At 46.8% G+C, this 14,316-nt stretch carries 8 protein-coding genes; 6 read left to right on the forward strand and 2 right to left on the reverse strand.

Annotated elements, in window-relative coordinates; genetic code table 11:
* Positions 1-104: 104 nt before the first annotated feature.
* From ACLWBD_RS02265 to ACLWBD_RS02290, 6 genes are all read left to right on the forward strand, one after another.
* Positions 105-641, forward strand: a complete 537-nt coding sequence (locus tag ACLWBD_RS02265; RefSeq protein ID WP_413569388.1) for a phosphatidylglycerophosphatase A — start codon at positions 105-107, stop codon at positions 639-641.
* A 2-nt stretch (positions 642-643) separates the two neighbouring features.
* Positions 644-1,144, forward strand: a complete 501-nt coding sequence (locus tag ACLWBD_RS02270; RefSeq protein WP_063206250.1) for a CinA family protein — start codon at positions 644-646, stop codon at positions 1,142-1,144.
* Between the two features lie 67 nt (positions 1,145-1,211).
* Positions 1,212-2,339, forward strand: a complete 1,128-nt coding sequence (gene recA / locus ACLWBD_RS02275; RefSeq protein ID WP_063206251.1) for a recombinase RecA — start codon at positions 1,212-1,214, stop codon at positions 2,337-2,339.
* A gap of 242 nt (positions 2,340-2,581) precedes the next feature.
* On the forward strand, positions 2,582-6,403 hold the full coding sequence (locus ACLWBD_RS02280; RefSeq protein WP_413569389.1) for a tail fiber domain-containing protein: 3,822 nt from the start codon (positions 2,582-2,584) through the stop codon (positions 6,401-6,403).
* A 182-nt stretch (positions 6,404-6,585) separates the two neighbouring features.
* Positions 6,586-10,497 carry a tail fiber domain-containing protein gene (locus tag ACLWBD_RS02285; RefSeq protein WP_413569390.1) on the forward strand — a complete coding sequence of 1,304 codons (3,912 nt, stop codon included), beginning with the start codon at positions 6,586-6,588 and terminating at the stop codon, positions 10,495-10,497.
* Between the two features lie 106 nt (positions 10,498-10,603).
* The gene (locus tag ACLWBD_RS02290) at positions 10,604-10,975 is read left to right on the forward strand and encodes a hypothetical protein (RefSeq protein WP_063206253.1); all 372 of its coding nucleotides are present in this window, start codon (positions 10,604-10,606) and stop codon (positions 10,973-10,975) included.
* Between the two features lie 27 nt (positions 10,976-11,002).
* On the opposite strand, the gene ACLWBD_RS02295 is transcribed toward ACLWBD_RS02290, so the two are convergent.
* Positions 11,003-12,448, reverse strand: a complete 1,446-nt coding sequence (locus ACLWBD_RS02295; protein WP_413569391.1) for a methyl-accepting chemotaxis protein — start codon at positions 12,446-12,448, stop codon at positions 11,003-11,005.
* A gap of 222 nt (positions 12,449-12,670) precedes the next feature.
* The gene (locus ACLWBD_RS02300; RefSeq protein ID WP_413569392.1) at positions 12,671-14,263 is read right to left on the reverse strand and encodes a response regulator; all 1,593 of its coding nucleotides are present in this window, start codon (positions 14,261-14,263) and stop codon (positions 12,671-12,673) included.
* Positions 14,264-14,316 lie beyond the last annotated feature (53 nt).

Here is a 14,316-nt window from a genome sequence, read left to right on the forward strand (position 1 = left end):
CACTTCAACATGGTTGACCTCCGCTTAAAGAAGATGCGGGAGTTCTGCACCAAAGTCGAATCGCTAATTTTGATCGAAGGTATAAGAGATTCTTTGGCAATCCCGTGACGCCGTTCATTTTGCTTTGCAATAAAAAATGGGACAGCGTAGTTCTTCAAATCATGCGCACATTCTTAAAACAGCTGGCGATTCTCTTTGGTATTGGACGTTTTCCGAAAGGACCTGGAACGGTTGCGACTTTAGCGACGATTCCGTTGGTGATTTTACTCTGGAAAACGGGACCGCTGATTTATATGGCGGCGATTGTTTTGCTGCTCCCCGTCGGAATTGCTGCCTGCGAAGTTTATGAGCAGGACAAGGGCGGGCACGATCACAAAGAGATCGTAATTGATGAGGTTTTAGGTTTTTTAATTACCATGGTCTGGTTGCCTTTGACATGGCAGGCCATTTTAATCGGTTTTGCACTGTTTAGATTGCTGGACATTACAAAGCCTTTATTCATAGGATATTTAGATAAGAAGATCCAAGGAGGTCTTGGAGTGATGGTGGACGATGTGGCCGCGGGGATAATTGCGAGTCTCATCATGCAAGTTCTCTACACTCAAACCAACTGGTTGGGCTCTCAGGTTTTGGTGCCATAACAATGTCACTGAATTCTGAAAAGCTTCAAGAACTCATTCGATCCCTTCGCGACCAAAAACTCACAGTGGGTTTTGCGGAAAGTTGTACTGGAGGTGCACTTTCGGCTTTTTTAACAGAGCAGCCTGGCATATCCGACATCTTTTTAGGCTCTGTGGTTTCTTACTCTAACGAGGCGAAGGAGGATCTTCTGGGGGTCCGTCGAGACACTCTCATGCAAGAGGGTGCGGTGAGCGAAGCGGTCGCTCGTCAAATGGCGCACGGAGTGCGTCGACAGCTTAAAACTGATTGGTCTGTGGCAATCACAGGTATTGCTGGTCCGAGTGGTGGAACACCCACAAAGCCAGTAGGAACTGTCTGCATTGCTATTGCTGGACCGGCCTTTGAAGATTCACGAAGACTGTTGTTTTCGGGAGATCGCAAAGCCATCCAGAATGCATCGGTCGACTATTCAGTGAATTGGCTGTGTGAAGCGCTGGACGCTTCTTTGAAATCTCGACAATAAAAACGGCCTCGGCCAGAACATTTAACATTAAAGAGTCGTAGCAAGTGCTACGAGAGAGGAACAACAGATGGCAAACGCTTCTGTAGACGGCAAAGTGAACGGCGAAAAATCTAAAGCTTTGGAGCTAGCAGTTTCTGCTATTGAAAAGCAATTCGGTAAAGGTTCGATCATGCGCTTGGGCGCAAACGAAACTCTAGTGAAAGATGTTGAAGCAATCAGCACAGGTGCTTTGAGCTTGGATATCGCTTTGGGTATCGGTGGTCTTCCAAAAGGTCGTATCGTAGAAATCTACGGTCCAGAGTCTTCTGGTAAAACAACTCTTTGCTTGTCCGTGATCGCTCAAGCTCAGAAAAAAGGCGGCGTTGTCGCTTTCGTCGATGCGGAACACGCATTAGACGTTAACTATGCTCGTAAATTGGGTGTCAACACTGAAGATCTTTTGATCTCTCAACCAGACACGGGTGAACAAGCTTTGGAAATCACAGAGACTCTAGTTCGCTCTGGCGCGATCGACGTATTGGTTGTCGACTCCGTAGCGGCGTTGGTTCCTCGTGCAGAGATCGAAGGTGAGATGGGTGATTCTCACGTAGGTCTTCAAGCTCGTTTGATGTCTCAAGCACTTCGTAAATTGACTGCGGCTATCAACCGTTCCAACACACTGGTTATCTTCATCAACCAAATCCGTATGAAGATCGGTGTTATGTTCGGTAACCCTGAAACAACAACAGGTGGTAACGCCTTGAAATTCTACTCTTCAGTTCGTTTGGATGTACGCCGTGTAGGCGCGATCAAAAACGGTGAGGACGTCACTGGAAACCGTACGGCGGTGAAAGTTGTGAAAAACAAAATGGCTCCTCCGTTCACTAAAGTTGAATTCGACTTGATGTACGGTGAAGGTATTTCTGAAGAAGGTGACTTGTTAGACTTAGCGGTGACTGCAAACTTGGTTGAAAAATCAGGTGCCTGGTTCTCTATGAATGGTGAGCGTATGGGTCAAGGCCGTGATGCTGCAAAAACATTCTTGAAAGAACATCCGGAGTACATGACTGAACTTCGCGCGAAAATCTTGGCAGCGAATGGTATCGGTAAATTGTTGGTTGATGCTAACGGCAACAACGGCGAAGACCACGAAGGCACAGAGCCGGTTGAAGCTGAAGAAGCAGCACCCAAAAAATCAAAAAAAGGTAAGCACTAATTTTTTTGATTTATTGATTCAAAATCAGGAAGCCCCGTCGAAAGACGGGGCTTTTTTTTTAACTTCTGCCTGGGGCTTTCAATACGATCTTACCTTTAAAATACGGTAATTTAAGGTGAAGACTTCTCTGATAAATATTAAGAGTTACCCATACTTGCACTTTAAGCTGATTTAATCCGATTTGAACAAGATTCAGTTAAAAACTGCTCTAAGTTTCTCCGAACTCTTCCGATAGATTGAATATGAATTACTCCGGTACGTATCTTCTCATATTGGTACTTCTTTGGAATTGCTTCGCAATGGCTGCGCCTAAGTATTTCACGTATCAAGGTCGCATCGTTAAATCTGATGGAACTGCATTAGAATACGGGAACGTCAGCTTTCTTTTTGAAATTACTAATCCCAATGGCACTTGTGTGATTTACCGTGAACAAAAAGACGGTATCAACATGCAAAGCTCTAAAGGTGTCTTTGATGTTCCTATCGGAAGTGGAACGAAGTTGTTCCCAACGGATCCTTTGTTTTCTTTGTTAGATGCTTTCAATAATTCAGAATCGCAAAATTGTGCCGGAGGCGCGACGTATTCTCCTTTATCAGGCGACGGGCGTCTGCTGAAAGTGCAATTTCACGATGGAACGGGTTGGAAAGTCATCGATCCACCAAATGAAATCCGTACCGTACCTTTTTCAGCGTTTGCTCATTCGGCAGAAAAGCTGGGCGATAAATTAGCGAGTGATTTCCTTTTAAAAAACAGCGTCGCTTCTTGTTCGGCGGGACAGTATCTGACATTTGATGGAACAAGCTTTACTTGTCAAAACGATGCCGGTGGAGCTGGTATGGTTTCAGACGTCAACGTCACGGCTCCACTTACAAAGTCGGGCACGGCATCCATTCCGGTGATAGGAATTTCAGTTGGAACCACAGCGGGAACTGTCGCTGCGGGAAATGATGCTCGGTTCAGCGATGCCAGAATTCCTACGGGAACAGCAGGTGGAGATTTAAGTGGGACATATCCAAATCCTTCTGTAGCTAAAATTCAAAATGTCGCGGTGTCTTCGGTGGCTCCTACTTCAGGTCATTTCTTAAAGTTCGACGGTGCTCAGTGGTTGTCGTCGGCAATCACGATGTCGGATGTTGCCAACTTAAATACGACTTTAACAAATTATCTGACGACATCTGCGTTTAATACGGCAGTGGGAAGTGCGAACTGTGCGGCCCACCAAACTCCTTATTGGAATTCAGTTTCAGGATCTTTCCAGTGCCAGGCGATCAACGTTTCTGTTGCTGGTGACGTCAGTGGCACGATCGGTGCGGTGGTTGTAAATAAAATCAAAGGCGTGACGGTTGATACGACCGGCCTTACGACAGGACAAGTTCTTAAATATGATGGCACGAAATGGGCGCCAGCTTCGGATAGCAATGCGGGCGGCACAGTCACGAATATCGCGACAGGCACTGGTTTAAGTGGTGGACCTATCACTTCAACGGGAACTATTTCGCTTGCGAATACGGCGGTGACGGCGGGTTCATATGGTTCTACAACTCAAGTTCCTACCTTCACGGTGGATGCTCAAGGTCGTTTGACGACGGCAGCGAATTCTGCGATTGCGTTTCCAGTGACCAGTGTGGCGACCAAAACAGGTGCGGTGACTTTAGATTATGGTGATATCAATAACGCCGCTTCAAAGTATTTCACCTATCGTCCAAACAACGTTTCTTGTAGCGATGGACAAACTTTAAAATGGATCAACGCAAGTTCTCGTTGGGAGTGTGCGAATGACACTTCTTCGGGTGGTACCGTCACTAATATTGCAACAGGCCCAGGATTAAGCGGTGGTCCTATTTCCTCAACGGGCACTATTTCTTTAGCGAACACCGCAGTGACAGCGGGTTCTTATGGTTCAACGACTCAAGTTCCCACTTTCACGGTAGATGCTCAGGGCCGTTTGACGACAGCATCTAATGCCGCCATAGCTTTTCCGGTAACAAGTGTTGCTTCTAAAACAGGTGCGGTGTCTTTGGATTATGGAGATATCAATAATGCCGCTTCAAAATATTTAACTTATCGCCCTAACAACGTGGCTTGTTCTGACGGACAGACTTTAAAATGGGTTAACGCCAACTTGCGTTGGGAATGTGCGAATGATGTCGACACATCTTCAGGTGGAACGGTCACCAATATTGCTACGGGAACGGGACTCAGCGGTGGACCGATTACATCTACGGGCACAATTTCTCTAGCGAACACGGCGGTAACGGCAGGTTCTTACTCTCGCGCTAATATCACGGTCGATGCTCAAGGTCGTCTGACAGCCGCGAGTAATGGGGCCGCTGTAAATCTTGGGACTGAAGTGACGGGAACTCTTCCGATTGCCAACGGGGGTACAGGACAAACGACTGCGACGGCAGCGTTTAACGGTTTATCGCCAGCCACGACGAAAGGTGATTTGATCGTCAACGATGGAACAAATGATGTTCGTTTGCCTGTAGGAACAAACGGCCAAGTGCTTTCCGCAAACTCTGTTCAAGCTTCTGGTTTGCAGTGGATCACTCCAACTAACGGCACGGTGACAAACGTAACAGGGACGGCGCCGATCGTTGTGTCGTCTGGTTCAACAACTCCTGCCATTTCAATCAGTGATGCGACGACTTCGACGAAAGGTGCTGTGCAAGTCGGCGCGGGACTTTCTGTCACGTCAGGTACAATCAGTGCAGATCCGGCGAATTTCCCTGCAACGGTTCCTGTTTCTAAAGGTGGTACGGGATCGACATCCTTAACGGCCAATAGACTTCTAGCTTCGAATGGTACCGGCACAGCTGTGATTGCATTTAACTGTGCCAACGGCCAAATGGTGACGTTTGATGCGACCGGATTGATGACATGTACTTCATTCGTAAATAGCAGTGTGATTTTAAACGGCGGAAATTCCTTCGGTGCCAACGCCACTATTGGAACCAACGATGCTTACGCGCTAGGGTTTGAAACAAGTGGTTCGACTCGCATGACAATTCTTTCTGGCGGTAACGTCGGCATCGGTACGGCTTCACCTGGAGCAAAGCTTCACGTCAGCGGTGGCACAGCGACAATCGAGAACTCGGGTGGCGAAGCCTTGATGATAAATAGACCGAATGGAACCTTTGGATATTTGAACTTCACAACATCAGGTGCGCGTCGCTGGCACTTGGGTATTAGCAGTGCTTCCGAGGGTGGCAGTAACTTGGGTTCTGATTTTTATATCAACCGCGCGAACGATGCGGGAGCTTATATCGATACTCCCTTCCAGATCTCGCGCATGACGGGCGATGTGACACTCTCAAGTCTTTTAAGCACGGGCGCGCGGGTTCAAATGGCTCGTGATGGTGTGAATAACTCTTTCCTTTCAGCCCAAGGAACCGGAACGGATATGGAAAGAGCGGCAATAGGATTTAGATCCAACGTAGGAACGGGTCTTATCAATGCCTTGATTTTTCGCGTGAACAATATGGTCGGGGGAGAATGGGTCGCGGTGAACTCAGGCACAGCTCCCTTTTTGAAATTGAATCCCATTAGTTTAACGTCACCACCAACGGGTTGGGGCGGTGGTCTTTGGACGTGGGATGCGTACGTTGAAGCCACCCTGGCTTTGGGCACTAACGGTGTCCAAAACACTTACTTTACTTCAAGCGGTAACGGTGTGATGGCGGGCACCTTAACGCAAAACTCGGATATTCGTCTAAAAGAAAACATCGAAAGAATTCCGGCGAGCTTAGCGAAGATCAATCAGCTTAATGGTGTGACGTACTACTGGAAAGACCGCGCTCGTGACTCTGAAAAACAAATGGGACTCATCGCACAGGACGTGGAAAAAGTTTTTCCAGAGGCCGTGCGCACGACAAAATCTGGATACCTGAGCGTGGCTTACCAAAACTTAGTTGCCCCCCTTGTCGAGGCCGTCAAGGAACTGCATAAGCTCTATTTAGACCAAACCGCTGAAATAGAGACTTTGAAAAAAGAAAATGAAGCCCTGAAAGAACGTTTAGATAAAATCGAGCAGCGTCTTGATAAGACGGACACTCCAAAGTAGAACTTCCTATTTTTTCGAGATTTGAAGCTACGATCAGTGCTCGAATTACTTCTGATTTCTTAAGGAAAAACCCGACGTGTTCTTGGAAATGTGTCTCAGGGTGAGACCATACGGAACACATATCTTTATTAACTTTTAACAACAGTCTTTCGGCGACCCTTTAAAATGCCGATAAGATGCATATGAGAAACAAAATCTCCGGCACGTCATTGTTGATCATGAGTTTTCTTGCGCTCTCGGTGCAGGCTTCACCGCCTCTTTTAACTTATCAGGGACGTATTCTTAAAGCCGACGGATCTCCGTTAGAATTTAATAACGTCAGCTTTCAGTTTGAAATTACAAGTCCTAATGGTCAGTGCATTATCTATCGCGAACAGATCGACCACATCGACATGACGAATTCAGGTGGGGTGTTTGACGTTCCCATCGGTGGGGGAGCACAAAGCCATCCCGTTTCTGCGACATTCAAACTTTTGGATTCTTTCAATAACTCGGCGTCGTTTTCTTGTGATGGAGGTTCTACTTACAACGCGGCCTCCGGTGATCAAAGACGTCTGCGCGTGCGTTTTCACGATGGTTCAGGTTGGAAAACGATTTCACCAGATAACACCATTCGCTCTGTCCCGTATGCCGCATATTCTGCGGCCGCCGAAAAGCTTGGAACTTATCAGGCGAATGATTTCGTTTTAAAAAACACGGTCACAAGCTGTCCGGCAAATAATTTTCTTACTTTTGATGGCACTGCTTTTTCATGTGCTCCAGTAACGGGGGCTAGTGGTGGAACTGTCACTAATGTCACGTCGGGAAATGCTTACGCGACAGTGACAAATGGAAATTCCACGCCGCAAATCACAGTGAATGTGGGAGCTGTCGCAAATACGGTCGCTGCCGGAAACGATGCACGCTTCACAGATGCCCGCACTCCCACAGGAAATGCGGGCGGAGACCTCAGCGGCACTTATCCAGATCCCTCTGTAAGTAAGATTCAAGGCGTAGCTGTAGCGACGACAGTTCCAACATCAGGGCAGTTTTTTAAATATTCTGGAACGAACTGGGCCCCAGCAAGTATCGCGATCTCTGACGTAACAAATCTTTCTTCGACTTTAAGCAATTATCAAACAACATCGGCATTTAACACAGCCGTGGGTGGTGCGAACTGTGGCGCGCACCAAACTCCTTACTGGAACTCCGTTGCGGGCGCATTTCAATGTCAGGCAATCAATGTTTCCGTAGCGGGTGATATCAGCGGAACTATCGGTGCTGTGGTCGTGAACAAAATTAAAGGTATAGACGTCGATACCACGGGTCTTACGTCAGGGCAGGTTCTTAAATACGACGGAACAAAGTGGGCTCCGGCAAATGATTCTAACACCGGTGGGACTGTCACTAACATCGCAACGGGAACGGGTTTAAGTGGTGGTCCCATTACTTCAACAGGAACAATCTCCTTAGCAAACACAGCGGTAACTGCGGGAGCTTACGGTTCTACAACCCAAGTAGGCACTTTCACCGTCGATGCTCAAGGAAGATTAACGGCCGCAGCCAATTCAAGCATCGCCTTTCCAGTAACTTCAGTTGCGACTAAAACGGGTGCGGTGACTTTGGATTTTGGTGATATTCAAAGTGCCGCTACAAAATACCTTACCTATAAGCCAAACAACGTCGCTTGTAGTGACGGTCAGGTTTTAAAGTGGGTCGCTGCAAATTCTCGATGGGAATGTGCGAGCGATACAGACACGTCTTCCGGCGGAACGGTGACGAACATCGCAACGGGAACCGGGCTTACGGGTGGACCGATTACGGGGACCGGAACTATTTCTTTAGCAAATACGGCGGTCACACCAGGATCTTATACGAAAGCAAATATCACCGTTGACGCTCAAGGAAGAATCACGGCGGCCGCAAACGGATCAAACACTGTCGATCTTACAACAGATGTTACGGGAGTTTTGCCAGTCGCTAATGGTGGTACTGGCATTTCAACGGGTGGCAGTGCAAATCAAGTTTTGAAATGGGATGGGGGCACCAATAAATGGGCGCCTTCTTTTGTGAAACTAAGCGAGCTGACAAATTCAACCGGTGGCAGTGCCTTCAATATTGCGGGCTGTACGGCTTCGCAAACCTTAAATTGGAGTTCCATCACTGATAAGTTTGAGTGTCAGAGCATTTCTATAGCGAACACTCAAGTCACCGGACTTGGAACGGCAGCAACGAAAGCAGCAGGGACAGCGGCCAATGAAGTATTATTATTAGATGGATCGGGCCGACTTCCCGCAAGTGCTCTTCCGTCGACACTGGGGCAATGGCAAGCCTCGGGAACAAAACTTTTTTACGATGACGGTATCATCGTTGCTGGCGGCTCCGGCACTTCGTATACGGGCACGAACCACGCATTTGTCGTAAAAGGCGATAGCGGTCAGTTCTCTCAGTTCATCATGGATCGCGGAGGCACTTTAACTAACTTCTATACCAACGGTACCAGCATCAATATGGGTAAATGTACATCGGTATCCTGTGCTGGAACGACGAACTTCTTATCTGCGGATTACACATCAAATCGTTTGGATCTAGGGATGGGTGGAACGTACCAGAAACTCTACCTGACATCGACAGGTTATCTAGGAGTGGGCGCATCTTCACCTTCGTACAGTGTTGACGTGCAATCAACAGATGCTTTTCAGCAGCGACTTTTCCACTCTTCGGATTCTGATTACAATGGGGCGGCCCTGATGATGACTCGGACCCGAGGCACCTTGGCGGCAAATACGGGCGTGCTTTCAGGAAATACCATCGGTGGGTTTTATTTCCGTGCGCATGATGGTTCCGGCACTGGAACAACTACATCTGCGATCGAAGTCAGCGCGACGGAAAATCAATCGACGACAAATCGTGGTTCGCGGATGACTTTTGAAACGACAAGCACGGGTGCTGCGACTCGCACTGAAAGAATGCGTATTGATGGAAATGGCTACGTGGGTATTGGCAATACGTCGCCGACAGTTCCTTTAGACGTTCTAAAAACTTTTGATGGATTCACAGCAATTCGCGCGCAGAACGCCAACAACTCTGTGGGAGCTTATGCGGGATTTGCCGCAGAGTCTGACACAGCGGCGATGGAAGTTGTCGCTTATTCTTCGACGAACTCAGGTATGTTCGGCAGTGTAGCGGCCGCTGATGCGGTGGCTGTTCGCAGCTGGAATGGAAAGCCGGCCTCTTCGATGTTAGTAGGGACGGGCAGTGCGGTGCCATTGCACTTGATTACGAGTAATGCCCCAAGACTGACGATCAGTGGTCTCGGGTATGTCGGAATCGGCACGACGAATCCAAGTTCAGATCTGGATGTTATGAATTCTGTGAACAGTGGCTATATACGGGCTTCGTCTCAGGATGGCGGCTTTGAAATCGCCAGTGGAAATGATGACACGTCATTCATCGACTTTCGAGGCAGTTCCAATTTGGCATCCGACTACCAGGGGCGATTGCGATATACCGATAGCGTTGGATTCTCATTTGAAACAAACGCCTCTGCCGTAAGTCGATTGTTTATTCGTAATACTGATGGCTTCGTCGGAGTTGGTACGACAGCTCCTTCGCATTTATTCACGGTGAACGGAACGGCCTATGCCACTTCTTGGAATACTCCTTCGGATCAGCGCTTTAAAAAAGACATTCGCCCCATCGAGAGCGCTTTAGAGCACGTACTAAAATTAAATGGTGTCCGTTTTAACTGGATACCTGAAAGCACGCCGGTGGCTATCGAAAAAGTTTCTGATATTGGTGTGATCGCTCAGGAAACGGAAAAAGTTTTCCCTGAAGCTGTCTCTACGGATGAAAACGGCTATAAATCAGTGAATTACGCTAAGCTTGTGTCACCGTTGATTGAGTCTACAAAAGAGCTTTATGGGCTTTGTAAAGCGTCTGAACAGCAACTGCAAAGACTGTCTGCGAAAATAGAAGCTCATGACCGTCGTATTGCTTCGTTAGAAGCCGAAAACAAGCAAAAGAATGCGGCTATCAAAGAGTTGAAGAGCGAAAATGCCGATCTTAAAAAACGTCTGGAACGTTTAGAACAAAAGCTGGGTCTTTCAAAATAAAAATGACTAATATCTGAAATAAGAAATTTTCTGTGAAGGAAGTTTCTTATTTTATTGGAATTTAAAATAAAACTACATAGACTTCCTCAAGCTTTGAGGGGGGCTTATGTTCAAAAGTATCTTATCTTCAGTTTTCTTATTTCTTTTACCCGCACTGTCTTTTGCGGCGTCAGAAAAAATTGAATGCACGGCTCAGGTCTTTGAATCATTCCCAGACGGGACGGCTCGCAGAGAAAGCGTACCGCTCACTATCGAAACCGAGTCAGCTTATCATATGGCCTTATCGGCATCGCTAGATGGAAGGGCCTTTGTGCTTAGTGGTGATAAAAGCAAGGGGCCCTACTTCGTGAGCATCACTGAGGAACCTGATTATACAAAAGGCTCATTAACGACGGCGGAATTTTCTAAAGAAGGCCGACTGCAACTCTCAGTTGTGCAAGGAAGACTGACCCACAAGTTAGAATGTTTTAAGAAGTAAAAAAGGGACCGCAAGGTCCCTTTTTTGTTAAGCGGCTTTATTTCCTTCAATAAGTTTTCGTAGATCCAGAATCAAAGCATCGACGGAATTGGTTTTATCATTCAGTTCGTCAGCGATGAACGACATTTCCTCAGAAGCTTTGCTATTGCTCTGTGATGTGGAATCCAGATTGACCAAAGCTCCGCTGACCTGCTGGATCCCGGCTTTTTGTTCTGCCGCCGAGGACGCAATGTCTTGATTGAAACCGGAAACTTGTTCGATGTTCATTAAGATTGTTTTCAGCACTTCCTGGCTTAACTCTGCCTTGGAGGCACCCTCTTCAATATATTCTGCGCTTTGTGAAATCAGGTCCGAGATCTCTTTAGCGGAAATCGAACTTCGTTGCGCTAAAGATCGAACAGCTTCGGCCACGACAGCAAAGCCACGACCTGCTTCACCCGCTCTCGCGGCTTCTACGGCTGCGTTTAAAGCCAGAAGATTTGTTTGGAAAGAGATATCTTCAATAATGTTGATGATGTCTTGCATTTTCTTTGAGCTTTCACTGATTTTTGTCATCGAATGCATCAGCTGTTGAACCGCATGGGAACCGTCTTCTGCAGAACGCTTTGATTCTTCCGAAGCCAACTTAGCCTGCATCGCTCTTTCGGTACTAGTTTTCACGATGGATTCAATCTCGGTCATTGAGGCCGTGCTTTCTTCCACCATCGCTGCGGCTTTGCTGGAGCCTCCATGAACTGTCTTACTTGTTTCAGTTAGCGCTGAAGATGCTTTGTGCACTTCCAAAGAATTCTCAGCCAAGGCATCACAGATTTTTTTAACTGTCTTGCTAATGGAGATCGAAGCCAGGAATGAAACAGCCCCCGCTAAAACGATCGAAACCACAGCAAATACACTGACCCAGGTTTTTGATTCGTTTTCAGCTTTGTGGGCTAAAGCAGATGCTCGCTCAGCGTAGTCGACTTGATATTGTGTTTCACGCAATAGCGGAGCATAGACTTTGTCAGCTTTCCCAGGACATACTTCGCGAACTAGATTCGCGATTTTTTCTTCGTTAGTACCGAAGTCCTGAGCCAACGTCAGAACTTCTCCACCAAAAGCCTTGAATTCGTTCCATCCATTGAGGAACTCTTGAAAACTTTGGCGCTGTTTTGCCGTCGGATCTATCTTGGTGTAGCGTTCGATATGTTGTTCAAAAAGCGCTATCTGTTGTTTGGAATGCTCGATGTAACTATTTACTTCTGACTGGTTATTGCCCGAAAGGCCGATGCTGCGCACATGGATGCGCAGTTCGCGGATAGTCGCGCGGAGGTCTGCCAGCTCTTTCAATGAAGGAAGATTTTCGTCGGCGACAATGTTGTATTCGTATGTCACCTCATTCAGAAAATAAAAACCAATGGCCCCGCTCGTAGCGGATAAGAAGGATACAAATAAACCCATGACTGTCAGCTTCGCTTTAAGACTCCAAGATTTCATAAATGTCTACTCCAGCTGTTAAAGGTTCCTAATAAATTGATCGGTTGGAGTTTTGAAAGATGTAGAAGAAAAGATCGTAAAAAATAAACTTCATATTTTTTTGGACCTAAACATCACAGCGAAATTTAGACACTACAAGAGCGGGTTTAGCAGAATGAAAATCAATTGGAAAAGCAGTGTGGAAAATTAAACGAGAGGGGCAAGCCTTTGCCCCCGTAGTATCTAATGCAAGACTTCTCTTGGAGAAAGAAGTTTAACGATAAGCTCCGTCAGCTCTTTGCGGCGAACGGGTTTTGTCATCACTTCATCGCAGCCGGCATCTAAGCATTTCTTTGCTTCTTCTTTCATTGCATGGGCAGTTAAAGCGATGATTGGTCCGCCATAACCATTGTCGCGCGCACGACCTGTGGCTTCGTATCCGTCCATCATTGGCATTTGGATATCCATAAGCACGATATCTGGTTTTTTTTCCGAAATCATACTGAGCGCCTCGGCCCCCGAACTGGCTTCAATAACTTCGGATCCAGAGTGTTTGAGATATCGATCAATTAAAAGTCGATTGTCGCTCACATCGTCAACGACAAGAATTTTTTTGCCTTCAAGTACATCAACCTTAGCTTGGGATCCCTCTTGAGGAGCAACCGCGAAGTGAGGAGCATGAGCTATGGCCTCTGAGTTTTCTAAGATCATTGAAATTTCAAATGTTGAACCTTGACCTGGAACAGAATCTTTTAAGATTAAATCTCCATGAAGAGTCTGAGCCAAATGTCTTGAAATCACTAAGCCCAAGCCCGTGCCGCCAAAGCGGCGGCGGGTAGAAATATCAGCCTGGCTAAAAGGTTGAAAAAGATTTTTCTGCTCGTCTTTTGAAATGCCAATACCAGAATCTTTGACGTTAAAGAAAAGACGTGTGGAATTTCTGCCCGCCGGCTCCGCGGTCACCTCCACGTCGACGGTGCCTTTTTCTGTAAACTTAACGGCGTTCCCAATGATGTTTAAAAGAACCTGTTTGATGCGGATGGGATCAGAATAGAATTTAGATTGAGGCAAGAACCTGCGGATACGTAAAGCAATGCCTTTTTGCTCGCAACGCAGATTCAAGGTGGCACTGATATCGTCTATCACTTCATCTAATGAAAATTCAGTTTTCACTAATTGAAGTTGTTGCGCCTCAATCTTTGAAAGATCCAAAATATCATCAATGAGTCGAAGCAGAAGTTCGCCGTTACGACGGATGGCTGCTAAGCAATCCAATCTTTCTTCATCACTTAAAACTTCCTGAGACAGAACATCAGAAAAGCCCAAAACCGAAGCCAAGGGAGTGCGGATCTCATGCGACATGTTCGCTAGGAACTGACTTTTTGCCATGTTCGCATCTTCAGCTCTTTTACGAAGGCTTTCGACTTCCTTCATCTGTTCACGCAATAGACGGGCTTGATAATCAAGTTGCACAAAGGCCTGCACCTTGCTGCGGACTATGTAAGGGTCTAATGGCTTAAACATTAAATCGATGGCGCCGGTTTCGTAACCTTCAAAGATGATGGATTGATCGCGCTGCTCGGCCGTCACGAAAATGACGGGCAAGTTGCGAGTGCGATGAACACCGCGAATAAGGCGCGCAAGTTCAAAACCGCTCACGCCGGGCATTTGAATATCTAGGAGCGCCAACGCAAAATCGTGCTCTAGAATATGATTTAAGGCCTCTTCCGCGTTGACGGCAGAGTAAATATCGATGTCATCATTCGCAATCAGCTCTGACATCGCAACAATATTTTCCCGATGGTCATCCACAACGAGAATTTTTGTTTTATCCATGTCTCTCCCAAACATGCCATCTCCACGAACGTACCGAATTATGTAAACAAGTT

The organism is Bdellovibrio sp. HCB117 (genome assembly GCF_047305915.1).
Lineage (GTDB): Bacteria > Bdellovibrionota > Bdellovibrionia > Bdellovibrionales > Bdellovibrionaceae > Bdellovibrio > Bdellovibrio bacteriovorus_B.

Bases quoted from the DNA above. Each gene is read 5' to 3' on its own strand.
- ACLWBD_RS02270 (WP_063206250.1), top strand. From the start codon at position 644: ATGTCACTGAATTCTGAAAAGCTTCAAGAACTCATTCGATCCCTTCGC.
- recA (WP_063206251.1), top strand. From the start codon at position 1,212: ATGGCAAACGCTTCTGTAGACGGCAAAGTGAACGGCGAAAAATCTAAA.
- ACLWBD_RS02280 (WP_413569389.1), top strand. From the start codon at position 2,582: ATGAATTACTCCGGTACGTATCTTCTCATATTGGTACTTCTTTGGAAT.
- ACLWBD_RS02285 (WP_413569390.1), top strand. From the start codon at position 6,586: ATGAGAAACAAAATCTCCGGCACGTCATTGTTGATCATGAGTTTTCTT.
- ACLWBD_RS02290 (WP_063206253.1), top strand. From the start codon at position 10,604: ATGTTCAAAAGTATCTTATCTTCAGTTTTCTTATTTCTTTTACCCGCA.
- ACLWBD_RS02295 (WP_413569391.1), bottom strand. From the start codon at position 12,448: ATGAAATCTTGGAGTCTTAAAGCGAAGCTGACAGTCATGGGTTTATTT.
- ACLWBD_RS02300 (WP_413569392.1), bottom strand. From the start codon at position 14,263: ATGGATAAAACAAAAATTCTCGTTGTGGATGACCATCGGGAAAATATT.